Here is a 23,136-nt window from a genome sequence, read left to right as displayed (position 1 = left end):
TAAAACCCCCGTTTTGCGTATGGCACAGACATTCCTATTCGCAGCAGTATATTTTGCCACATGGGTCCTTGGAGATACGGATGCCTTCTTGCTGGAAAGCGGTCCTGATCGACTTTTCGGTGCTATTTCTAATGTCTGTCACGCCGGCCTTGGCCAGTCCGAAACAAGTGGTGAATTTGAATGGCGGATGGAGATTTCGCGTTCTCGCCACTGAGAATCAGGAGTTGACGCGTGAATGGCTGCCGGCAACGGTGCCGGGAGTCGTGCAGACCGATCTGCTCGCGAACAAACTGATTCCGGATCCGTTCTATCGCGACAACGAGTCCAGGTTGCAGTGGATCGGCCTGAGCGATTGGGAATACGGCACCAGCTTTGAAGCCAGCGCTGCACTGCTCGGGCGGGCTCACGTGGAGCTGGTGTTTGCCGGACTCGATACCTACGCGGAAGTGTTTCTCAACGATCAACCGGTGCTCACAGCAGACAACATGTTTCGGGAGTGGCGAGTTGATATCAAGTCATACCTGAAGAGCGGACAAAATTCGCTGAGAGTAGTGTTTCACTCACCTATCACCTATGTTCTCAAGCAGATTGAGAATGCCCCCTATCATCTCGCAACGGTGCAACAGGTGGCACAGGTGGCGGAGAAGGGAATAGCTACTGATCCGTACACGCGTAAAGCACCGTACAACTATGGATGGGATTGGGGGCCGCGATACATAACCATTGGCATATGGAAGCCAGTGACTCTGGAAGCCTGGGATGCGGTTACGATTCGCGACCTGCACATACAGCAGAACGAAATCACTTCCTCATTGGCGAATCTGTCGGCGATCGTGGAAGTCGAGGCCACCGTGGACGGTTCTGCCACTGTGATCATCACTGGGCGAAGCGGTACCCACGCGGCGGTGCGGGTCGCGCGCAATGTGAAGGTCGTGCGCGGACAGAATCGAATCGTGGTACCCCTCGAGATCACGAACCCTGCACTTTGGTATCCGAATGGATACGGATTGCAGAGCCTGTATCAGTTCAAAGCTTCGCTGGTTCAAGACGGCACGTCCGTGGACCAGGTAGCAGTCCGCACTGGCTTGCGATCTCTGCAATTGCGCCGCGAGCCCGATCCTACGGGAGCGAGCTTTGAATTTGTGGTTAATGGGATTCCCGTGTTCGGAAAAGGTGCCGATGTGATTCCGTTCGATTCTTTTCCCAACCGCGTTACGCCGGAAATATACCGACACATACTTGAATCGGCGCGCGATGCTCACATGAACATGATTCGTTCGTGGGGAGGCGGCTACTATGAGTCGGAGGAGTTCTACAATCTTTGTGACGAGCTCGGGCTCATGGTCTGGCAGGACTTTATGTTTGGCGGAGCCATGGTTCCGGGCGGCGCCGCCTTTCAGGACAATGTTCGCCAGGAGGCAATCTATCAGGTCAAACGGTTGCGGAATCATCCCAGCCTCGTGATCTGGTGCGGCAACAACGAAGTGGAAGCCGCATGGTACTTCTGGAAAGACCGCAAAGTATGGAAAGAGAGTCTGCCGCCTGCGGTGCGAGAGCGTGTCTGGCAGGACTACCTGGTGCTCTTTAGCGGAATTCTTCCCACAGTAGTTGCTGAGTACGGAGGAGGCACGCCTTATTGGCCGAGTTCTCCCAGTGCAAACTACCAGGACCTTCCCGGGTCGCAGAATTACGGCGACATGCATTATTGGGAAGTGTGGCACGCGCTAGCGCCGCTCGAGGAATATCGCGATCAGCATCCCCGCTTCATGACAGAGTATGGCTTCCAGTCATTTCCCGAGTTGCGCACCATTCTCGCCTTTGCCAAGCCGGAAGACCTGGACATCAGCTCGCCGGTAATGCTTGCACACCAGAAGAATGTCGGCGGGAATGCTCGCATTCGCGACTACATGCTGCGCTACTATCGCGAACCGAAGGATTTCGGGTCGTTCCTTTATGTCAGCCAGGTGTTGCAGGCGGAGGCCATTCGCATTGGGGCGGAACACTTACGACGGCAACGTCCTCGGACCATGGGGTCGTTGTATTGGCAACTGAACGATTGCTGGCCGGTCGCGTCCTGGTCCAGCATCGACTACTACGGGCGCTGGAAAGCGTTGCATTATTACGCTCGCCGTTTTTACAAGGATCTATTGGTTTCTGCACTGGAAGAGAAGGGGAGCGTAAATTTTTATGTGGTCTCTGACCGCACTTCCGTGATTCCTGCGAAGCTGAGGGCCCGACTGCTGGATTTCTCCGGGAGGTCGCTGTGGGAGAAAGATCTTGATGTGCGCGTTGCGCCACTATCGAGCGCAGTGAAGTTGGAGGTTCCACGCGACGAGTTGCTGAAGGGCGCCAATGCAGATCAAATTGTGCTGTTGGTGGACCTTGCGGTAGACGGAAAAGTGGTTTCGCAGAACACCTACTTCTTCGATTCCATGAAGAACATCAATTTGCCAGCTACGAGGGTTGAGGCAAGCCTTTCGGGCACTGCGGGCAAATACAAACTTCGCGTCACCTCTTCGGTGCTGGCTAAGGATGTCTATGTGTCGTTTGGCAATTTTGATGTTGTTCTGAGCGATAACTATTTTGATCTACTGCCCGGGGAAGCCAGGGAAATTGAAGTCACGAGTCAGTCGTCTCTGGCAGAGCTTCAGTCCGCGATTGAGGCCGTGTCTCTGGCGGACGCCTTCGTACCAGCAGCAAAATAGGCGATGGGAAAATGGACTGTCTTAAACTTCCCGATACTCCCGTACTCCATGAAAATGAATCGTTTTAACGATATTTGTCATCACATATACTGTCCGAACTAGAGAAGAATGCGGCGGGAGGCAGTCGATGATTAGCATTCGCAAGAGTCAGGATCGGGGGCACGCCAATCACGGCTGGTTGGACAGTCGTTTCAGCTTTTCTTTTGCCGATTACTTCGATCCCAAATTCGTACATTTCCGGTCGTTGCGAGTCATCAACGAAGACTGGGTACAGCCGGGGTCGGGCTTCGGCATGCACCCACACCGCGACATGGAAATCATCACCTATGTCCTGCAAGGTGCTCTGGCGCATAAGGACAGCATGGGGAACGGCTCTAGCATCGTTCCAGGGGAAGTGCAGCGCATGAGCGCGGGCACCGGGGTGATGCACAGCGAGTACAACCATTTGACGTCTAAACCGGTTCACCTGCTACAGATATGGATTTTGCCGAATAGGGAGGGCGTCGAGCCGAGCTATGAGCAGAAGAATTTCTCCGCTGACGAGAAGGCGGGCAAGCTGCGGCTGATTGCTTCTCCCGACGGGAAGGATGGGTCGGTGGCGATCCATCAGGATGCTCGAGTGTACGCGACACTGCTCAACAACGGAGCAACTGTGAGTCAGAGCCTGGCACCGGGGCGGGGGGCCTGGATCCAGGTGGCCCGTGGCAGCGTGGAATTGAATGGCCTGGCCCTCGAGCAGGGCGATGGCGCCTCAGTCTCTGACGAATCAAAAATCGAGATCGTGGGAAGAATCCAAGGCGACCCGGCAGAGGTTTTGCTATTCGATCTGGCGTGACATTTGCTTGGCCCTAAGCCTGGGTGCTGGTAGAACTATGGTGTCGAGGTGAAAGTGAGCCATGCAGACTCTGGCCAAGAGGGCGTTGCTGCTCAGCACCTCAACCCTGTACGGCGGAGGGTATCTAGACTACGCGGAGGCGGAGATCCGCAGCTTCCTGGGCAGCGTGGGACGGGTATTGTTTGTGCCCTACGCGCTCCATGACCGGGATGGGTATGCAGCCACGGCACGGCACAGATTCGAAGCGATGGGATATGCCCTGGATTCCATCCACACGACGGATCCGAAGCAGGCAATTCAGGGAGGAGAGGCGATATTCGTCGGTGGGGGCAACACCTTTCGGCTGCTGAAATGTCTTTACGATTTCGATTTGCTAGGGAGGATTCGCGAACGTGTCCAGAACGGCATGCTCTACATGGGATCGAGTGCTGGTTCAAACGTTGCCTGTCCAACTATCAAGACCACGAACGATATGCCGATTGTGCAGCCGCCCAGCTTAAACGCGTTAGGTCTCGTACCATTCCAGATCAATCCGCATTATCTTGATCCAGAGCCCAATTCCAGGCACATGGGCGAGACCCGGGAGGAGCGCCTGCGGCAGTATCTGGAGGAAAATGAAACTCCGGTGGTCGGACTCCGCGAAGGTGCGATGTTGCTGGTGTCCGCTGGCGCCGTTACGCTGAATGGTTCGAATGGGGCGCGCCTTTTTCGCCGCACCTGGGAACCGGAAGAACTGAACCCCGGGAGCACACTGGAGTTATAGCAGGATCTTATGGTGGTGCAAGCTAAGCGAGCTTCTTGGGAAGCGCGCGCACGCCGCGCGGAGGAGCTGGCGGCCAAGTATCCTTTCGCCGCCGAGGTGTTGCGCTTCTACGCCGGTGTCGCCCGTTTCCAGAAGACTGTGTATGAGAAGCTCTGTGCTAATTCCGCGTTACGGGATGGCGCTCAGAGATTCTCTCTGCAGGACCTGAAGCCCGCCCTCCTTTTGCCACACTTTCCCGGTTTGCTGAAGCTGATCGAAAAATCGGGTCCGGCGGCCCTTGCTTCACGAGCCCGCGATCTCACTCAGGGTGGTGAACAGCGCTGGAAAGCGCTAATTGTGGCGTTCCAGGCAGGAGAAATGGAGGTCAGTGCGGACTCGTTTTTCGTTCTCGTCCTGGCGCAGCCCTACGCAGAATACGTTCTGAAGGACGCAAGCATTCCCGAGTCGGATGGCAGGTCGTCCTGTCCGGCTTGCGGAGGGAATCCGTCGCTAGCTGTGCTCCGTCCGGAAGGGGATGGAGGCCGCCGCTCGTTGCTGTGTTCGCTTTGCGCCAGCGAGTGGCATTATTTGCGGACGAAGTGTCCGGCTTGCGGTGAGGAGAACCATCAGTCTCTGCCTGTTTATCAGGCTGAGCAGTTCAACTACATCCGGGTGGACTCCTGTGACACCTGCCACACCTATCTCAACACCATTGATCTCACCAAGAATGGGCTGGCGATTCCTCAGGTGGACGAATTGGCTGCCATCCCGCTTTCTTTGTGGGCGGAAGAGCACGGTTACCAGAAGCTGCAGAAGAATGTGATGGGACTCTAAACCGGCATCACGGTGGTTGTACGCCGCCCGCTCCTCACAACTATTTGTGACGCGTGTCATACCCGGCTAGGACATCGCCCGGCACAATGCCACAGTGTGGTGGCGACGGGTTTGTCCCGTATCTCGCACGTTTTCTCTAACGAAAGCGTCTTTCGCCGGGGGGCTCACGCAAAGAACGATGGTTTGTTCCTGCGATGAGGGAGCCGATTCTGGGGGGCGCAGTGGAAGCAGGTTCAGATGGCGAGCGGATAGCGGCCTTTGCCGAGTCCACCGCTTTGAGGACGAAATGGCTAAAGGTAGCGTTGAAATTCACGTCGAGCGTTGCAAGGCCTGCGGTTTCTGTGTGGAGTTCTGTCCGACGAAAGTGCTGGCGCTCTCTACAGCTTTTAATTCCAAGGGATACCACCCCCCTTATCTTGCTACTCCAGAGAAATGCAGCGGCTGCGATTTGTGTGGCATGTACTGCCCTGATTTCGCGATTTTCGGATACCGGATTAAATCCCCGGACAACTCGGAGGCAGGTTCATGAACGCTGATCCGCGTGGAGTCCTCACTGGAGTCCACTTTATCGATGGAGATCACGCCTGCTGCGAGGGCGCGCTGGCAGCAGGGGCTCGTTTTGCCGCGGGCTATCCCATTACACCTTCCACGGAGGTTGTGGAACGCTTTGCCTCGCGCATTCCCACCGTAGGCGGAACTTTCATCCAGATGGAAGATGAGCTTGCGGCATCGATTGCCATCCAGGGGGCAGTTTGGGGCGGCGCCAAGGCCTTTACGGTGACCTCAGGCCCAGGCTTCTCGCTGATGATGGAGCACATCGGCTATGCCGCCATGACCGAGACGCCCTGCGTGTTTGTGAATGTGCAACGGGGAGGGCCGTCCACCGGGTTGCCGACCCTTCCGGCGCAGGCTGACATGATGCAGGCACGCTGGGGCTCGCACGGCGACTACGGAATGATTGCGGTCTGCCCTAATTCGCCCCAGGAATGCTTTGATCTCACCATAAAGGCCTTCAATCTAGCGGAGAAATACCGCGTGCCGGTCATGATCATGATGGATGAAGTCGTGGGCCACATGACTGAAAAGGTGGTGATCCCGCAGGCCGGTGAAATCGAAGTCGAGCCGCGGCGGCATACTAGCAAACCGCCTAATCAATATCAGCCGTATCAACCGGACGAGGATGGCGTTCCGGAGATTGTGCACGCCGGCGAGGGATATCGGTTTCACGTCACCGGACTCACGCACGACGAGCGCGGATATCCGGCGATGACGCCGCAGGTGCAAGACCGGCTAGTACGCCGCCTGAAGCAAAAAATAGAAAATGCGGTGGACCGGATCACCCTGACTGAAGAAGCCAACCTCGGTGAGGCCGATGTGGTGGTGGTCTCTTATGGGATCACCTCACGGGTGGCACAACGTGCGGTCGACCTGGCCCGGAAAAAGGGAATTCGAGTAGGAAAACTGCGGCTGATTACCGTCTGGCCATTTCCGGCGGCGCGCATTCGCGAATTGGCCAGCCGAGTGAAGGCGTTTGTAGTGCCGGAGATCAATCTGGGCCAGATTGTTCAAGAGGTCGAGCGCGCTGTAGGCGGCGCTGCCAAAACAATTGCAGTGAGCCATGCCGGCGGCAGCGTGCACAACCCTGAGGCCATCCTGCAAGCGATCGTGGAGGCAGTGAAATGAGCCTGATGGCGATTATCAATCCTGTTGAGCCGTTTCTGCGTTCCGACCGCATGCCGCACATATGGTGTCCCGGCTGCGGAATCGGGACGACTGTCAATTGTTTTACCCGGGCGCTGCTCGATGCCAAGGTGGACCTGGATAATCTGGCGATCGTGAGCGGTATAGGTTGTTCAGGGCGCGTTGCCGGGTATGTCCGGTTGGATTCGTTCCATACCACTCACGGACGCGCCATTCCATTTGCCACAGGACTGAAGCTGGCGAACCCAAAACTCAATGTGGTGGTCTATTCCGGCGACGGCGATCTTACGGCCATCGGAGGGAATCATCTGATTCACGCCGCCCGCCGCAATGTGGATCTCAAGATTATCTGTGTGAACAACCTGATCTATGCGATGACAGGAGGCCAAACCGCGCCCACGACTCCCGATGATGTCATCACCTCGACCAACCCATATGGCACATTTGATCCTTCTTTCAATTTGCCGCATTTGGTAGAGGCAGCGGGGGCGGTCTATGTTGCACGCTGGACCACCTATCACGTGCGCCAGTTGTCGCGAGCGATCGCAGAAATCTTCCAGAAACCGGGTTTTTGTTTTATCGAGATCCTCTCGCCGTGCCCCACTCTGTATCAGCGGCGCAACAAGATGGGCGACGGCCTTGACACCATGAAGTTCTACAAAGAGAAAAGCAAGATTCGCAATGGAGCGCCGACCAGCGAAGTTGGCATCAGCAAGCAGGGCGAGATCATTGTGGGCAAATTTGTCGATCGCACTCGTCCCGATTACCGGGTCTTAATGCACGACCGGATGAGCGAGTCTTTGGGCGAGCGTTACGTCGAGCAAGGCACGGAGGCGGCATGCAGCATTTGACCGAGGTTCGCGTAGCCGGGTTTGGAGGGCAGGGGGTGATTCTTACCGCCATTGTCATTGGCCGGGCAGCTTCCATCTATGCAGGCGGATTCGCGACCATGACTCAGAGCTTTGGTCCCGAGGCCCGCGGTGGCGCCTGCAGCGCGCAGGTGATCTTGTCCGATTCTCCGGTGCTGTATCCATATGTCACGCGGCCGGACATACTGATAGTGATGTCGCAGGAGGCCTACTCGAAATTTGTGCCTGAGCTAAAGCCCAACGGCACGCTCATCATCGAACAGGATCTGGTGCGAGTGGCAGATCTTCCAGCTGGAACCAAGGTGTTTGGTTGTCCTGCAACTCGCCTGGCGGAAGAACTGGGCAAGAAGATGGTACTGAATTCGGTGATGGTAGGCTTTTTCGCGGCAGTTACCGGATTGCTCTCCCCCGACTCCCTGCGCAGTGCTATCGCGGATTCGGTTCCGTCATCATTCAAAGAGCTCAACGACAAAGCGTTTGATCGCGGCCTGGAGTACGGGTTGACTCGATCCAAGGCAGAACCAGGCCGGACTGAAAATGGCATCCTCACACCGGAGTTCGACGGGGTCGCGTAGAACAGCAAACAGCATTCGGCATTGAGTCTGAACGGGCGATGGCTCCCCTCCGACGTCGACTCTGGGGAACTGCAGATCCCTGGCGGCCGCACCTCTACCCCAATGAGCCAAAAGCAGGCTCATTAGGGCCCGCTCGTGATGACGATCCACCTCGCTGCCTACCTAAAGAAAAGCTGCCGGATAGCAGACTAACTTACACTGGAAAAAAGCAGGCCCCATTCGCGGTCAATGCTGGCCGAGAATGGGGCAGTCTGCTTTATTCACTTCCTGAGAACAGGCAATGTGCTGAGAGCAGCTAATCCGCTACCAGTGCGCTTTTCTCATCGTGGGTCTCCAGGTGGCGCAGCGCATGTCCTGTGTACACCTGGCGCGGACGCGCGATCTTCTGTTCCGGATCCTCCAGCATCTCCTGCCATTGTGCCAGCCAACCCACGGTGCGCGGCAGGGCGAACAGCACGGTGAACATCTCGGGGCTGAATCCCATCGCCTGGTAGATGATGCCCGAGTAGAAGTCCACGTTGGGATAGAGTTTGCGTTTGATGAAGTATTCGTCTTCAAGTGCAATCCGCTCCAGCTCGAGTGCGATGTCGAGCTTGGGATTGCGGCCGGTGACCTTGAACACTTCTTCCGCGGTTCGCTTGATAATGCGGGCACGGGGATCGTAATTCTTGTAGACGCGATGTCCGAACCCCATGAGTTTGCCACGGCCTTCCTTGATCTGCTTGATGTAATCGGGGACGCGATCGACGGAACCGATCTGCGCCAGCATCGTGAGCACTTCCTCATTGGCGCCGCCGTGGAGGGGTCCGGAAAGGGCTGCGGCTGCAGCTGCGAGGGATACATAGGGATCGGCTTGCGAGCTGCCGACGGCGCGCATCGTGCTGGTGGAGCAGTTCTGCTCGTGGTCGGCATGCAGGATGAATAGGACCTCCATAGCCCGCGCCATTACGGGGTTGGAAAGATAGCGAGGCTCAGTGCGTTTCCACAGCATGTTCATGAAGTTCTCGGCGTACGTCAGGCCAACCTCGGGATAAACATACGGCAGCCCGTTGCGGTGACGATAGGCGTACGCAGCGATGGTGGGCATTTTGGCAATCAGGCGCGTGATCTGAAGCTTGCGAACCAGCGGGTCACGTATGTTGCGTGACGCCGGGTAGAAGGTCGAGAGCGCAGCCACGGTGGAAATCAGCATGCCCATGGGATGGGCGTCGTGATGGAAGCCATCCATGAACTTTTTCACGTTCTCGTGAATGAGCATGTGGTGATTGATCTCAGTGGTCCATTCCTTCAGTTCGGCCTCGTTGGGCAGGTCGCCGTTTAGCAACAGGTAGGCGACCTCCAGGAAGGAACAGTTTTCCGCCAGCTCTTCAATCGGGTAGCCACGATATAGGAGGATGCCCCGGTCGCCATCCAAAAAGGTGATACGGCTCTGGCAGGCGGCGGTGTTCATGTAGGCAGGATCGTAGGTCATCATGCCGAAGTCGTCGGGCTGCAGCTTGATCTGGCGAAGGTCAGTGGCGCGGAGATTGCCGTTGAACAGCGGAAAGGTGTAGGACTTCCCGTTACGATTGTCAGTTAGGGTGATGCTTTCTGAATCCATAGCTACTCCCTGAGCGCGGTTCAGCCGGTCCAGGCCGCTGAAACCGGAGAAATTTATAAGGCCGGAGGACGACTTAATGCCGCTACCAGAATATGAATGCGCAGCGGAAACGGCCGGGAATAAGCTCCGGCCTCAATCCTGCACGCTGTCGGATTCTGGCCGGGGATGTACGGGCAGTCTGTGAGTTGCGTCACAGGAAGGAGTGTCGTCCGCAAGGATCGGGCGGGTTCCCAGCCTAGCCGTCATTGGCCATCGATGGCTCTACCGGTGAGCGAGAAATTGACCGTAATCTGGGTTTCCACCTCTACCGGCCCGCTGTTCAGCAAATATGGCCGGTAGCGCCACTTCTTTACCGCGTCCATGGCCGATTCGACCAGTAGCGGATGTCCACGCAGCACGTGAAGGTTTTGAATGGTTCCATCCTTGCCGATCACCGCCTGCAGTACGACCTGCCCTTGAATGCCGGCTAAGCGCGCCAGGGCCGGATAGACAGGAATCACCTTGGAGATCAGGAGTCCTTCGGCAACCCCGGTGGAGATTTTCGCCGGACCCCTTGGGAGAGTTGCCTTGGGCAAGGGCGCAGTTGGCCGGACCTGATCCAGTAGGGTGCTCATGAAATCATCATTGCCAGTTCCCGTACTGCCGGCAACGCCAGGACCTGCACTGCTCCAGATGGCGGGAGGTGCCCCGTCATCCTCAATCTTCTTTACGCCGCGAGGAATTGCCGGGGGTTGGATCAAGTGGACGCCGACGACTTCGCTGGCGGCAGCCCGAGTGGAACGCTGGGTTGTGGGTGGCGCTTCGGCCGCCGGAGCCGGAGGAGCGGGAAGCGGGCCATAAATCCAGCGCCGAACCGGCAGCGCGTCGGTAAAGAACAGCGGGATGCAAAGCAGAATGCCAACACAGAGGCTCTGCATCACAAAGGAAGCCAGCGCCGCCCAGCGGCGTTGCCAGCTGCGGACAGGTTTTGAGGCGAACAGGGAATCTTCGAACACACGCCCTCCTTCTCAGGCCACCGAGGACCCGCGATCAGGTTTGGCGCATGCGCTGCCCGAATAGACACCGGGGGTTGTGATCTGGCACACAGCGGCGCGGGGAATTTTTTCAGCGCGCGAGAAAAAGATATGGGAACAAAACTGGTGATAAGGGTGTCGCTGCCTTTGGTCAGCGCTCGGCTCAGAGATGCTGGGTTGAGCTCATGCAGCGCCCTGGTGAGGTGAGCAAAAAGGCAAGATCCTTCGACTCCGCGCCTCCGACCCGCGAAAAACGCGGGTCGAAAAGCAACAACGGCGCGTCGCTCAGCATGACACTCGAATTCACTAAGCCCTGCTCAGAGGGTTTCCTTCCGGATGATTTACACCGGGAGTTAGCGTCCTCTGGCGCTGGTGATCAGGTGGCGCTCGTCGCTGCCCATTTCCCGCCAGAGCATTATCAGGTTGCGGCTAATCCAGGGATTGGTGCTGCCTGCCTCTTCGGCCCTGGCGAAATACTGATAAGCCAGAACACGATCGCGTGTCACGCAATGGCCCGTAGCGTACATGGCGCCTAGGTGGCTCATGGCTTCGGGGTTTCCCTGTTCCGCGGAGGCACGGAATGAGGAGAGAGCCTTCTGGCAGTTATGCCGCCCGCCTCGACCGTAAAGATACTCTTCGCCCGCAACAAGTAAAGGATCCTGACGTGCGGCATTTCGTGGTTGCACGCTATCCGGAGGAGTATCAATGACGGCAGAAGCTCGCTTGCCAGATGTCTCCTCGGCCTTCTGGGAAGCCGGACTTTGAGGTGTTGGCTTTTCTGCTGGGGCCAGCTCTGCTGCAGGAGTTGCACCGGCGCGGTTGCCTTCCTTAGCTGCCAGGGCGTGTTTCTCCGTGCCAGGAACCGCCTTCGGATTTTCGGCTTGCCCGGCGTCTGTTGAGGCAGGCGCCGCAGTTGAAACCGCACGCGAGGGCTCGCTTGTTTCCCTTTTATGGAGTGAAGCTTCGTCCGATGCAGCATGCTCGGTTGTGGGATTGTCAGGCGTGCGAGCTGCAGTGTCCTGTGTGGAAGCTGGCAGGTTGACTGGCCGTTGCTCCGAAGAGGATGTCTGCTGCTGGGCACTCGATGTCTTGGAACTCGCGATCCAGCTATCCAGAGAAACCGCGGCGCGGATCTTTGCCACGATGGGTGCGACATCGGGTGAATTGGCGATGTCCCGAATTTCGTCGCGCTTCCAGTAACCAGCGGCGAGTCCGGCAACCAATAGCAGGAGCAGCAGCCAACGGCCGATATGGCGATCACCATCGTCTTCAAGCAGGTAATCGTAGCGGTCAGGATCCTCTTGCTCTTCGCTCAAACCCAGGAATGAGGGACCGCTGATTGGGGGGACTGCTCCGCCCGTCGCGCTGGAACTGCGCATTGTGGGTCGTTCCTGAGATGCTGGGACTGCAGAAAGGCCGTTAAGGCTGTAGTTAACCTGCGCAGAGCTGGCTCGTACGACGGTCGCAGGAGATTGTTGCTCTCGGGAGAAGCGATTTTCAGATTGCCGGCCCGGAGATGAAGTCTCGGACGTTTGGGGAATCTTCGCATCTGCCAAACTCGCGGAGGTCAGAACCGGTGAGGGTGGAGTTTCTTCGGTTAGTTCTCGTGTTTCCAGGTGTTCGAGGCGGTTTCCGTTAGTAGGCTTGTCATCTTCCGCGCGGAATTGATGGGCGCTTGTCTCCCACTGACGCACAGCGGCGGCAAAGTCCTCAATTGGCCCACCCACAAGGGCATCTAAGGACCCACTCGTGACCGCAGCTGGTACAAGGGGGGAATCAGAAGGCGGCTCATGAGCTTCTTCGATCCGTACCCCGGGGGTCTCATCTGGCGAGGGTTGCCAACAATCAAGTGGTTCACTCGATGAAACCTCTAAAGGCCTGATCCGGCCCCCACAGTTTCTGCAATACTTGTTACGCTTGGCATTATCTGTGCCGCAGTGCTCGCACCTCAAGTTCGCATCCTTTGTCCCCGCCGGCGGCTGCGCGGAGGTCCGCCCTCGCGGAATTCAATTCCCCCCGAACACTGAGATTCTAATGCATCGGGCAAGGTTGGTTCGACGGTGAGATCAGCAACGAAAGCCCTTGTTCCGCTTGGCTTTACACAGCAGACAGGCGCATGTTACTCTGCCAAAGTAACAAGGAGACTGAAGAAAAGCAGGAGTGCACGAAGTTCAGTGTTAGCCAGAGAGCAGAAAAAGGGCATCATCGAGCAGTACCGCACCCACGCGACCGACACGGGGAGTCCTGAAGTTCAAATCGCCATCCTCAGCGAGAGGATCAGCGAGCTTACCGACCACTTCAAGACACACGCCAAGGACCACGCCTCGCGGCGGGGTCTGTTGATGTTGGTTAGCAAGCGTCGCCGTTTGCTCGACTACCTCAAGCAGTACGACTCCGAGCGGTACAAAGACGTTATTCAGAAACTCGGCATCCGCAAATAGCTGCCAAGCCAGATTGCGTCCGCAGGGCTGCGCTCGGAATAGGTGCGTTTGCCGATCTTCCGCCATAGTTAGCGGAAGATCGGAGAGCCTCTTCTGCCGTCCCCGGCTGAACACGTTCCCCTTGTCTTCGGATCCCCTTTCCACACGAATTCAGGCTGCTGGACGGGGTTTCCTCACGTGCACAACTGAGAAGAAGGATACAGATGAAGCAAGAAGTAAGCGTAGAACTCTCTGGCGGAAAAACTCTCAATTTTGAAACCGGGAAATTAGCAAAACAGGCCGGTGGATCGGTAGTAGCCCGCACTGGCGACAATGTCGTCCTCGCCACCGCGGTAGCCAATCTTGAACCTCGCGAAGGCATCGACTTTTTCCCCCTAACGGTGGATTACCGTGAATACACCTACGCCGGAGGACGCATTCCCGGGGGATTCATTAAGCGCGAAGGACGTCCCAGCGAGCGCGAGATTCTCACTAGCCGTCTCATCGACCGGCCCATCCGACCGCTATTTCCTGAGGGCTTCCGATGCGAGACCCAGGTCATAGCCCTGGTGTTGTCTGCAGACACACAAAATGATCCCGACATGCTGGCTATCAATGGCGCTTCCTGCGCGCTGGCGCTATCCGACATTCCGTTCCTCGGGCCGATCGGGGCAGTGCGGGTAGGTTTGATCGACGGCAAGTTTGTCGTGAATCCCAGTTATGACGAGCAGCGCGATGGATTGTTGCGTCTGGCGGTCGCCGGCACCAAGGACGGCATCGTCATGATTGAGGCCGGGGCAAGTGAAATACAGGAAGACACGATCGTGGATGCGATTGAGTTCGCACATGCCGAGATCAAAAAAATCTGTTCTGCGATTACGGAGCTGGCGGAAAAAGGCGGCAAGAAGAAACGCCAGGTGGAACCGGTCGAGTTCGATGAAACCTACTACAACCGCCTGAAGGCGAAGGTGGGTGATCGTCTTACGGATGCTCTGAACACGGAGAAGTATCCCAAGCTGGAAAGCTACACCAAAGTCAAGGAAATCAAGAACGAACTGAAGGCTGAGATCCCTGAGGAAAACGAAGAAGAGCTGGTCAAGCTTTCGCATTATTTCGAATTGTTGCGGGAGCGGATTTTCCGTGACCAGGTGATCGGCCAACGGCGCCGTCCTGACGGCAGGGAGTTTGATCAGATCCGGCCGATCTGGATTGAAGTGGGAGTTCTGCCGCGGGCCCACGGCTCGGCCATCTTCACGCGTGGCGAGACGCAGGCGCTGGTGACCACCACGCTGGGAACGGGTGAAGACATGCAGCGGGTGGAGCAGTTCGAAGGCGAAGCCAAGAAACGATTCATGCTGCATTACAACTTCCCGCCCTTCTCAGTAGGAGAAGTTGCATTTCTGCGCGGCCCGGGACGCCGGGAGGTCGGCCACGGTGCATTGGCGGAGCGCGCCATCAGCGGCGTGCTGCCGCCGGAAGCGGACTGGCCCTACGCCATGCGCGTGGTATCGGACATCCTGGAATCCAACGGATCATCGTCGATGGCCACGGTATGCGGAGCATCGCTGGCGATGATGGATGCGGGAGTTCCGCTGAAATCGCCAATCGCTGGGGTTGCCATGGGCCTGGTGAAGGAAGACGAGAAGTACGCGATCCTGACCGATATCGCCGGAGCTGAGGATCACTATGGCGACATGGATTTCAAGGTCGCAGGGACGGATACCGGTATAACGGCTCTGCAGATGGACATCAAGGTTACGGGCATTACAGCCGGGATCATGAGAGAGGCTATGGCTCAGGCCAAGCAAGGGCGCATGTTCATCCTCGGCAAGATGAATGAGGTGCTCAGCGAACCGCGCTCGACGATTTCGGAATTCGCGCCACGCTTCTACAGCCTGCAGATCCCGACCGACAAGATCAAAGACCTGATCGGGCCGGGAGGCAAGGTGATTCGCGGCATCATCGAAGAGACGGGCGTAAAGATTGATGTGGAAGATTCTGGTCGAGTCAACATCGCCTCCAACGACCAGGAGTCAGCCAAGAAAGCCTTGCAGATGATCGGCGACATCACTGCGACGGCGGAGATTGGCAAAACTTATCTGGGGACGGTGCAGCGACTGGCTGACTTTGGCGCCTTCGTGGAAATTCTTCCGGGAACCGATGGCTTGCTGCACATCAGCGAAGTGGCTGAGCACCGCATTAAGGACATTCGCGACGAGCTAAAGGAAGGCGATCAAATCCTGGTGAAGGTGCTCTCTATTGAGGGAAACCGAATCCGGCTCTCGCGCAAGGCCATCTTGCGTGAGCAGCGTGCCAAGATGGAGGGCGGCGAGGCTGCAACGCCTATGACCTTCGAAGGCGGCAGTGTCGAGCCTGGGAACGAGGCTGACGAGCCGGTGCGCGCCGGGTATACAGAGCGGGGAGAGCGCCATCATGATCGCGGTGGCGAGCGTGGTGGTGATCGTGGCGGTGATCGTGGTGGTCGCCGTCATGGCGGTGGCGGTCATGGCCGCGGCGACGGCCGCGGTGGACGCGGTGGCAATCGAGGCGGAAGGCGGTAAGGACATTTTGGGATCCCACCCTCCGCCAAAAGGGAGCGGAAGGGTGGGGCATCCCGTCTAGTTTTTGCCGTGCTGGGCGGTCTGGAGCACCCAATCTCACGAGCAGAACGCAACTTCTGCCGATGGTTAGTGCTACCACACACGGCACGCGTTGGCGCGCACCATTTTCACGCCCTGCTTGCAGCTAAAGGCCTGGGAGAATTCTGGCATGTTCGATTCCACATTGTTCACCCGCAATTCAGGCATCGAGTGCGGATTCGTGGTCACAATGGTGCGGGCGACCTCCGGACGCCAGGCATCACACCACGAGTAAGCATGACCCAGGAAAAAGCGCTGGCGCGCTGTCCATCCGTCAGGACCGGGCTCGTCCAACGATTTGCCGGCTTTTCTGTATTTCTCTTCCAGAGCCATCAGAGCAATACGAATTCCGCCATTGTCGGCGGTGTCCTCTCCTTGTGTAAGCAGTCCATTTTGCTTGACGCCCAGGCCGGGAATTTCTCCCGTGTACTCGTCCGAGATGCATTTCCCGCGCTCGTCGTATTTCTTTGCATCTTCCGGCGTCCACCAGTCGCGTAAATCACCTTTGGCGTCAAATTTGCGGCCTTGGTCGTCGAAGCCGTGAGTAATTTCGTGGCCGATGATCACGCCAATGGCACCGTAATTGGCCGCGTCATCTGCCTTGGGGTCGAAGTAGGGCGGCTGAAGTATGCCAGCAGGGAAGTTGATCGTGTTCAACTGGGGATCATAGTAAGCGTTGATGGTGGGTGGCGTCATACCCCATTCGCCGCGATCCACCGGCTTGCCGATCTTGTTCAGCTGGCGCCGGAACTCGAACGCCGTTGCCTGGTGAATATTTTCGGGGAAGTTGTCGCGCACAATCGTCACGCTGGAGTAATCACGCCATACCTTGGGATATCCGATCTTGTTCTCGATGGCAGCCAACTTGATATGCGCCTGCTTCCTGGTCTCGGGGCTCATCCAGTTGAGAGAGTCAATGTCGCGAGCCAGTGCCTGTTCGATGCTGCTTACCATTTCATCGACGCGCTCCTTGCTTTCCGGCGGGAAAGCCTCGGCCACATAGGCTTTGCCCAGCGCCTCGCCGAGATCACGATCGGCGAAAGCAACGCAGCGGCGCCAGCGTGGGCGTTGCTGCTGCGCCCCGGTGAGGGTGCGGCCATAAAAATCGAAATTCTCCTGCACGAAGGCTTTATTCAGGTAAGGAGCATTGCCGTGAAGAGTCCACCACAGGAGGTAGGTTTTCCAGTGCTCGAGCGGCTCATCCTTGATTGCTTGCTCCAAGGCTTGAAAGAACTTCGGCTCAGTCACGATGTAGTGCTGGGGAGTGGGCGCAGCGACGGTTTTAAGGTAGCGGTTCCAGTCAAAGGAAGGAGTCAGGGCCTGCACTTGTGTAAGCGTCATCACGTTATAAATGTTCTCAGGATCACGGCGCTTGACCGGGTCCATGGCTGCCTGTGCGAAGGCGGTTTCCATCTTGAGCACCACAGCGGCATCTGCGGTGGCCTGGGCCTCGCTCTCGCCTGTGAGAAGGAACATCTTGCGCACATGTTCCTTATATTTCCCCCGGGTCTCCTTGAGCTTGGGATTGTTGTCGAGATAGAAATCGCGGCCTGGCATGCCCATGCCGCCTTGGTCCATGCTGGTCACGACCAACGCGGCATTCTTGAAGTCCTGCTGCGGGCCGACGCCGAAAGCGGCTACCGCGGTCTGATTTTCGTCGCCATTCCAAGCCGCGGGAACGCTCTGGTGAATTCGGGCAATAAGTTCGGGCAGCTCTGCCTTGCTCTTTAGAGCCTTGATGCGATCCAGGTCGGGCTGAATCGCTTTCAGACCCTTGCTTTCAATCCCGCTCTCATCCATGCAGGCTGCCCAATAGTCACCAATCTTCTGCTGGGTGGCATCGCGCGAGGCTTTTGGATCAGACGCCTGAATCATCGTTTCTCGCAGCATGGTTTCGTTCCACAGTTGCAGATTGGAGCCTGTTCCCCAGACCGCCTGGTCTGGTGGAATCGGATTCGCTGCCAGCCATTTCGAGCAGGCAAATTTGTAAAAGTCGTTGCACGGATCGAGTGCCCGATCGACAACCCCAGCGTCGAAATGGTTCAGCGCAGGCGGAGGGGGAAAACCCGAAGCGGCGCTTTGGCCCAGCATGGTGCATGAGATCGACAGCAGAATGACGCACGGCAAACCACGAAACATCGACATGAGCAGGCTCCTTGAAACGAAATCCAGATGGAAGTTAGTTCCCTGATTATAGGCAAGGGCTTCTGGCCGGCGCATTGGAGGCGGGAAAACCATGCCCGCTGAGTGGATTTCCAGACCCTCTTTCTATGAGAGCATACCGATGAGCGAACGGCTCGTCCCAGAAAATTTCTCGCGCTTCAAAAATGATTTGACTTTGTGATCCTGGGGAAATCCAGGCGTGATTTCGATCTTTCTCTTCTGATGTGTTTACTGGTGCCTTAGTATTTCCGGGCTGTTCAACCCGGACAACGGAGAATCTCTATGAACCGCAAGTCTTTGCTGCTCTTCGCACTCGTGCTGCTGTCCTGTAAGGCTGGTGCAGACCAGGTGGTCCTGAAGAATGGAGACCGGCTAACAGGGAGCATCGTCAAGCTGGACGACAACAAGCTTACGCTCAAGACGGATTTTGCCGACGCCGTGACGATCAAGTGGGACGCGATCAGCAAGGTAACGGCAGAAAAGCCGGTTTATGTCCAGACTTCAGATCAGCAGAAGCTAAGTGTATCGAGCCTAAGCCGGCAGGATTCGGAGATCGTAGTAAACACCAGCGACAATCGTGAGCTTCGGGTTCCTGCTGTTAACTTGAAGGCGCTGCGATCGGAATCCGAGCAGCAGGCTTACGAAAAATCGCTGCATCCGGGGTTGATGGAAGGGTGGGTAGGCGGAGCCAATTTTGGGCTGGCGCTGGCGCGTGGCAACAGCGCCACCACCAACCTCGCCATCGGCGCCAATATGGATCGTAAGACTGGCAATGACAAAATCAGCCTGTATGAGGCATCGGTTTATAACAAGGATGACATTACGGACACGGTCAGCGCCAACACGATCCGCGGGGGGATCCGCTACGAACGGAATGTCACCAAGAAAGTGTTCGGTTATGTCAGTGGAGACTTCGAGTCCAACGATCTGCAGAAGCTGGACATTCGATCGATTATCGGCGGCGGTCTCGGCTACCATCTGATTGCCAAGCCGAAGACGACCTTTGACATCCTGGGCGGAATGGCGTGGACGCATGAGAAGTACGGGACGGGGGTTTCCAATAACTACGCTACCGCGAGCATCGGCCAGGAGTGGACGCAGAAGCTTTCCGAGCGCACCAGCTTTAACGAGAAGGCTTACATCCTTCCGTACTTGAGCGGATCGACAGGTGATTATCGGTTTGCCTTCGATGCCGGATTCACGACTAAGATCAGCCGCATCTTTGCCTGGCAGATCACGGCCAGCGACCGCTATGTGAGTAACCCGCTACCAGGTACAAAGGGTAACGATTTTCTGCTGACTACGGGGTTGGCGATCACGCTGGCAGGGGCGGGGAAATGATTCCAACCAGTTAGGTGATTAAGTCAGTTGCTCGACTGGCATCGCCGGTCTCTTGGGAAATAACTCTTTGATGCGCTTTATTTCGGCCCCAACCCCGCGCAGTTTTTCTTCAATGCGCTCATAGCCGCGATCGATGTGATAGACGCGGTCGATGATGGTCTCACCATCGGCCAACAGCGCTGCCAATACCAGGGAGGCCGATGCACGCAGGTCCGATGCCAGCACCGCGGCAGCGCTCAAGGGAGTTTTGCCCCGCACGATGGCGCGTCTGCCCTCGATCTTGATGTTCGCTCCCATGCGGGTCAATTCCTGCGCATGCATGAAGCGGTTCTCGAAAATATTTTCGGTGATGATTGACGTGCCATTCGCCTGGGTCGCCAGAGTCATATATTGCGCCTGCATGTCAGTAGGGAAGCCCGGGTATTCTTCGGTACTCATATCCGCAGCCTTCAATTCGCCGTTTCCCATTACGCGTACCGATTCCGCCCCCCGCCAGACCTTCACTCCAACTTCTTCCAGCTTGTTCAGCAGAGCCGTAAGGTGAGCGGGATCGCAGTTGGCGATGTTCAGATCACCCCCGGTCAGCGCGCCGGCAACCACAAAGGTTCCGGCTTCAATGCGGTCAGGAATGATACGGTGACGCGCGCCGTGTAACCTTTCGACTCCTTGCACATGAATGGTCGAAGTACCTGCGCCTTCTATCTGAGCCCCCATTTTGATGAGAAGATCAGCAAGGTCTTTGACTTCGGGTTCGCGGGCGCAGTTCTCTAACAGAGTGGGACCCTCGGCCAGGCTGGCTGCCATCAGCAAGTCCTCGGTGCCGGTGACGGTAATCCGGTCGAAGACGATGTGGCCACCGCGGAGACGGTCAGCGCGAGCTTCAACGTAGCCGTGCTCCTGGGTAATGGAGGCTCCCAGTCGCTCGAGGCCTTTGATGTGCAGATCAATCGGTCGCGCACCAATGGCGCAGCCGCCGGGCATCGAGACTCGTGCAATTCCCATGCGAGCTACCAGAGGACCCAAGACCAGGGTAGAGGCCCGCATGGTCTTCACCAGTTCGTATCTGACTTCCGGGGAGCTCAGATTCTTGCAACAAATGGTGGTACGGTGGTAAGCGCGTCCGTAACCGAGTTCCACCTCCGCGCCCATGCTGGTGAGAAGGTTGCGTTCGGTTTCGATATCGCGGACCTGGGGAATGTTTTCCAGGATCACCGGTTCTTCGGTCAGAATGGCGGCTGCCATAGCAGGCAGAGCTGCGTTTTTGGCGCCACTGATGCGAATCGTTCCCAGGAGAGGGTTGCCACCCCGGATGACAAACTTGTCCATTCCAACCTCTGAGTTATTGTACGGAACCGAGATTGTAAGTCGAGCCGCCGGGCTGGATGGATGATCACGAAGGTGTGTAAGACTAGATTGCGGTGCTGCTCGGCGACGCTGGGCGCGTGCTTCTGACATCTGCTGCCTGCTTTCTACACCGCATCAATCGCCTGGCGGACGTTGCCGCGTGTAGCTTTCAGCCGCTGCTGAGCTTGCTGTTTCGAAATCCCTGCCTTCAGCATCACCAGAGCAACCGGAAGGCTTCGTCCAGAAGCACGTAAGGTGCGAATGGCGATATCGCGTTGGATGCCGGCGGCTTGCTGAAGGATGGAGATGCCGCGCTCGAGCAGCTTCTTGTTCTTCAGCCGCACATTGACCATCAAATTGCCGTAGACATAGCCCAGACCGACCATGGCACCGGTGGTGATCATGTTGCACACCAGCTTTTGAGCGGTGCCCGCCTTCATGCGGGTGGAGCCGGAAACCACTTCAGGGCCCACTTCGATAACAATGGGGACCTCGGCAGCGGCTTCGAGGGGCGTGCCGGGGTTACAGACAATTGCCGCCGTTTTCGCGTCCTTCCGGCGAGCGTATTCGATGGCGGCCAGAGTGTACGGTGTGCGGCCGCTAGCGGCAATGCCGATCACAACATCCTTCGAAGTCGGGCTTAACCTCCCTAAGTCCCGCCGTCCCGCCTCCCGAGAGTCTTCACTCGCCTCAGCTTCAGAGCCTAAGGCGCGGACTCCTCCTGCGATTACGTATTGCACTACCTTCGGGCTAACGTTGAAGGTAGGCGGACACTCCACCGCATCCAGGGCGGCGATGCGGCCACTGGTGCCTGCCCCAACGTAAATCAGCCGGCCCCCGCTGCGCAGCGCGTCGCGGACCGTTTCGATTGCTCGGGCAATTTGCGGCAGGGCGCTGCCCACGGCGACCGCCACCTTCTTGTCTTCGGCATTGATGATCCCAGCGATTTCGAGTGCCGACCTGGTGTCGAGGTCCGAGGATGCCTTATTGGGGCGTTCGGTCTCGAGCCGGGCCAGATCTACAGCTGAGGAAATGCGCTTTGGCTTCATTTACGTTTCGGAGGAGATAGTCTTTATACTCAACTGTGATCGGTTGGCACGTCAATTCCCAGCGAGCGCACAATGGCATCGTGGAATATGGGCCGGACGTATTTGATCTTTTGTAAGCTACGGTCCGGCCAAGTACGGTTGGTGAGAAGAACCACGGCCAGCTGGCGGTCGCGATCGATCCACAACGAGCTGCCAGCATAGCCAAGATGGCCGATTGAGTTGGGAGAGAAGTATCGGCCGGCCTGGGAAGGTGGGGTGGGCGTGTCCCAGCCGAGAGCTCGGGCACTCCCCAGTTGCCGTTGGCAGAACAGATCCACGGTGTGCCGCTCGAGGATCGGTGCCCCTCCCTGCAGGATGCAGTTCGCAAAAAGGGCGAGATCACCAGCACTAGAGAATAAACCGGCATGCCCAGCGACTCCTCCCATGACCCAGGCATTTTCGTCTTGCACCTCGCCTTGCACGATGCCATGGCGAAACTCACGATCGTCGTAAGTGGGGGGAATCTGGGTCCGCCACTCCGTGGGCGGATTGAACGTCGTCTGCTTCATTCCCAGCAGATCGAATATCTCGCGGCGACAGAATCGATCCAGCGGTTCGCCCGTTATCTGTTCCAGCAACACACCAAGAATGATGAACCCGATGTCGCTGTACTCGGTGCGGGTTCCAGGATCCGTGACCAGGGGAAGAGTGAAGGCGGCCTTGATCAGCTCCTCGCGTCTGTGGGCCGTCTTAAAGAGGCGCTCGTAAGCGGGAAGACCGGAGTTATGAGTAAGCAGCATTCGTATCGTGACCTGCCGTCGGCGAGGGTCGCCGGTATCGAAGTTGCGAGCGATCTCCACAAGTGGAAGATCAAGATCCAAAAGACTTCGCTGGAAAAAAAGCATGGCGGCGCTGGTAGTTGCGACCGCTTTGGTGACGGAGGCCAAGTCCCATATGGTTTCCGGCTTCACCGGCGGAGATTCCGGCTGATAGGTGAATCGTCCTACGCCATCCATCGCCACGAATTGAGCGCGGTGCGTCACGGCAAACGAGGCGCCGGGAAAGGCACCGTCGGCGATGGCTTGCTCGAGCACTTCGAAGGCTGGCGAGAAATTGGAGCGCTGCGATTTCAGTGAGCGTTGAAACGCAGTCGTGGTGTTTGACGTGGTCAGGGGCGTTGAGCCTCGCTTTCCTCCAGAACTCTCTATAGCAGACAGCACCCACGTGCGAAAGGCAATCACTTAAGAGTCACTCTCTCGCCTTGGATTCGGATTCAACGATCATATGAAAACCCGTAACCGAGGGTTCCGAACAATTCCATTTGCTG

The 23,136-nt window shown here is 57.2% G+C and carries 18 protein-coding genes; 11 read left to right on the top strand and 7 right to left on the bottom strand.

Annotated elements, in window-relative coordinates; translation table 11 throughout:
• Positions 1–80 precede the first annotated feature (80 nt).
• The 8 genes from VEG30_19370 (at position 81) to VEG30_19335 (ending at position 8,261) form a co-directional block, all read left to right on the top strand.
• Positions 81–2,705: a glycoside hydrolase family 2 protein gene (locus VEG30_19370; GenBank protein ID HXZ82099.1), complete on the top strand. Its 2,625-nt coding sequence runs from the start codon at positions 81–83 to the stop codon at positions 2,703–2,705.
• A 127-nt stretch (positions 2,706–2,832) separates the two neighbouring features.
• Positions 2,833–3,540, top strand: a complete 708-nt coding sequence (locus VEG30_19365) for a pirin family protein (GenBank protein HXZ82098.1) — start codon at positions 2,833–2,835, stop codon at positions 3,538–3,540.
• Between the two features lie 61 nt (positions 3,541–3,601).
• Entirely contained in the window at positions 3,602–4,303 is a 702-nt protein-coding gene (gene pepE / locus VEG30_19360; GenBank protein HXZ82097.1) for a dipeptidase PepE, read from the top strand.
• A 9-nt stretch (positions 4,304–4,312) separates the two neighbouring features.
• On the top strand, positions 4,313–5,116 hold the full coding sequence (locus tag VEG30_19355) for a formate dehydrogenase accessory protein FdhE (GenBank protein ID HXZ82096.1): 804 nt from the start codon (positions 4,313–4,315) through the stop codon (positions 5,114–5,116).
• Between the two features lie 178 nt (positions 5,117–5,294).
• Positions 5,295–5,645, top strand: a complete 351-nt coding sequence (locus tag VEG30_19350) for a 4Fe-4S binding protein (GenBank protein HXZ82095.1) — start codon at positions 5,295–5,297, stop codon at positions 5,643–5,645.
• Positions 5,642–6,799: a 2-oxoacid:acceptor oxidoreductase subunit alpha gene (locus tag VEG30_19345; GenBank protein HXZ82094.1), complete on the top strand. Its 1,158-nt coding sequence runs from the start codon at positions 5,642–5,644 to the stop codon at positions 6,797–6,799. The genes VEG30_19350 and VEG30_19345 overlap by 4 nt, the downstream gene beginning before the upstream one ends.
• A complete protein-coding gene (locus VEG30_19340) occupies positions 6,796–7,668 on the top strand; it encodes a 2-oxoacid:ferredoxin oxidoreductase subunit beta (GenBank protein ID HXZ82093.1) in 873 nt (290 codons plus the stop codon). Before VEG30_19345 ends, VEG30_19340 begins: the two co-directional genes overlap by 4 nt.
• Positions 7,656–8,261 (top strand): 2-oxoacid:acceptor oxidoreductase family protein, encoded by a 606-nt coding sequence (locus VEG30_19335; GenBank protein ID HXZ82092.1) that lies wholly within the window; start codon positions 7,656–7,658, stop codon positions 8,259–8,261. Before VEG30_19340 ends, VEG30_19335 begins: the two co-directional genes overlap by 13 nt.
• Positions 8,262–8,556: 295 nt before the next feature.
• On the opposite strand, the gene VEG30_19330 is transcribed toward VEG30_19335, so the two are convergent.
• The 3 genes from VEG30_19330 to VEG30_19320 form a co-directional block, all read right to left on the bottom strand.
• Positions 8,557–9,861, bottom strand: a complete 1,305-nt coding sequence (locus VEG30_19330; GenBank protein ID HXZ82091.1) for a citrate synthase — start codon at positions 9,859–9,861, stop codon at positions 8,557–8,559.
• A 242-nt stretch (positions 9,862–10,103) separates the two neighbouring features.
• Positions 10,104–10,856, bottom strand: coding sequence for an energy transducer TonB (locus VEG30_19325; GenBank protein HXZ82090.1), 753 nt, complete (start codon positions 10,854–10,856; stop codon positions 10,104–10,106).
• Between the two features lie 371 nt (positions 10,857–11,227).
• Positions 11,228–12,253: a hypothetical protein gene (locus VEG30_19320; GenBank protein HXZ82089.1), complete on the bottom strand. Its 1,026-nt coding sequence runs from the start codon at positions 12,251–12,253 to the stop codon at positions 11,228–11,230.
• Between the two features lie 795 nt (positions 12,254–13,048).
• On the opposite strand from VEG30_19320, the gene rpsO reads away from it, so the two are divergent.
• Positions 13,049–13,315 carry a 30S ribosomal protein S15 gene (gene rpsO / locus VEG30_19315; GenBank protein HXZ82088.1) on the top strand — a complete coding sequence of 89 codons (267 nt, stop codon included), beginning with the start codon at positions 13,049–13,051 and terminating at the stop codon, positions 13,313–13,315.
• Between the two features lie 203 nt (positions 13,316–13,518).
• Positions 13,519–15,855 carry a polyribonucleotide nucleotidyltransferase gene (gene pnp, locus VEG30_19310; GenBank protein HXZ82087.1) on the top strand — a complete coding sequence of 779 codons (2,337 nt, stop codon included), beginning with the start codon at positions 13,519–13,521 and terminating at the stop codon, positions 15,853–15,855.
• Between the two features lie 132 nt (positions 15,856–15,987).
• On the opposite strand, the gene VEG30_19305 is transcribed toward pnp, so the two are convergent.
• Positions 15,988–18,078, bottom strand: a complete 2,091-nt coding sequence (locus VEG30_19305; GenBank protein HXZ82086.1) for a M13 family metallopeptidase — start codon at positions 18,076–18,078, stop codon at positions 15,988–15,990.
• Positions 18,079–18,378: 300 nt separating this feature from the next.
• Between VEG30_19305 and VEG30_19300 the strand changes: the two genes are divergently transcribed.
• A complete protein-coding gene (locus tag VEG30_19300) occupies positions 18,379–19,437 on the top strand; it encodes a DUF481 domain-containing protein (GenBank protein ID HXZ82085.1) in 1,059 nt (352 codons plus the stop codon).
• Between the two features lie 18 nt (positions 19,438–19,455).
• On the opposite strand, the gene murA is transcribed toward VEG30_19300, so the two are convergent.
• The 3 genes from murA to VEG30_19285 form a co-directional block, all read right to left on the bottom strand.
• Positions 19,456–20,763, bottom strand: a complete 1,308-nt coding sequence (gene murA / locus VEG30_19295; protein HXZ82084.1) for a UDP-N-acetylglucosamine 1-carboxyvinyltransferase — start codon at positions 20,761–20,763, stop codon at positions 19,456–19,458.
• A 143-nt stretch (positions 20,764–20,906) separates the two neighbouring features.
• The gene (gene murQ, locus VEG30_19290) at positions 20,907–21,830 is read right to left on the bottom strand and encodes an N-acetylmuramic acid 6-phosphate etherase (protein HXZ82083.1); all 924 of its coding nucleotides are present in this window, start codon (positions 21,828–21,830) and stop codon (positions 20,907–20,909) included.
• A gap of 29 nt (positions 21,831–21,859) precedes the next feature.
• Positions 21,860–23,050 carry a serine hydrolase domain-containing protein gene (locus tag VEG30_19285; GenBank protein HXZ82082.1) on the bottom strand — a complete coding sequence of 397 codons (1,191 nt, stop codon included), beginning with the start codon at positions 23,048–23,050 and terminating at the stop codon, positions 21,860–21,862.
• Between the last annotated feature and the right edge of the window lie 86 nt (positions 23,051–23,136).

This window comes from Terriglobales bacterium, assembly GCA_035624455.1.
In the GTDB taxonomy this organism is placed as follows: domain Bacteria; phylum Acidobacteriota; class Terriglobia; order Terriglobales; family Acidobacteriaceae; genus DASPRM01.
The sequence above is the reverse complement of the archived record's forward strand: the minus strand, read 5'-3'. Positions and strand labels throughout refer to the sequence as shown.

Coding starts and splice junctions, on each gene's coding strand:
- VEG30_19335 (HXZ82092.1), top strand. CDS start 7,656: ATGCAGCATTTGACCGAGGTTCGCGTAGCCGGGTTTGGAGGGCAGGGG.
- VEG30_19345 (HXZ82094.1), top strand. CDS start 5,642: ATGAACGCTGATCCGCGTGGAGTCCTCACTGGAGTCCACTTTATCGAT.
- VEG30_19350 (HXZ82095.1), top strand. CDS start 5,295: ATGGTTTGTTCCTGCGATGAGGGAGCCGATTCTGGGGGGCGCAGTGGA.
- pnp (HXZ82087.1), top strand. CDS start 13,519: ATGAAGCAAGAAGTAAGCGTAGAACTCTCTGGCGGAAAAACTCTCAAT.
- VEG30_19300 (HXZ82085.1), top strand. CDS start 18,379: ATGAACCGCAAGTCTTTGCTGCTCTTCGCACTCGTGCTGCTGTCCTGT.
- VEG30_19340 (HXZ82093.1), top strand. CDS start 6,796: ATGAGCCTGATGGCGATTATCAATCCTGTTGAGCCGTTTCTGCGTTCC.
- VEG30_19305 (HXZ82086.1), bottom strand. CDS start 18,078: ATGTCGATGTTTCGTGGTTTGCCGTGCGTCATTCTGCTGTCGATCTCA.
- VEG30_19330 (HXZ82091.1), bottom strand. CDS start 9,861: ATGGATTCAGAAAGCATCACCCTAACTGACAATCGTAACGGGAAGTCC.
- VEG30_19355 (HXZ82096.1), top strand. CDS start 4,313: ATGGTGGTGCAAGCTAAGCGAGCTTCTTGGGAAGCGCGCGCACGCCGC.
- murQ (HXZ82083.1), bottom strand. CDS start 21,830: ATGAAGCCAAAGCGCATTTCCTCAGCTGTAGATCTGGCCCGGCTCGAG.
- murA (HXZ82084.1), bottom strand. CDS start 20,763: ATGGACAAGTTTGTCATCCGGGGTGGCAACCCTCTCCTGGGAACGATT.
- VEG30_19370 (HXZ82099.1), top strand. CDS start 81: ATGCCTTCTTGCTGGAAAGCGGTCCTGATCGACTTTTCGGTGCTATTT.
- VEG30_19320 (HXZ82089.1), bottom strand. CDS start 12,253: ATGCGCAGTTCCAGCGCGACGGGCGGAGCAGTCCCCCCAATCAGCGGT.
- pepE (HXZ82097.1), top strand. CDS start 3,602: ATGCAGACTCTGGCCAAGAGGGCGTTGCTGCTCAGCACCTCAACCCTG.
- VEG30_19365 (HXZ82098.1), top strand. CDS start 2,833: ATGATTAGCATTCGCAAGAGTCAGGATCGGGGGCACGCCAATCACGGC.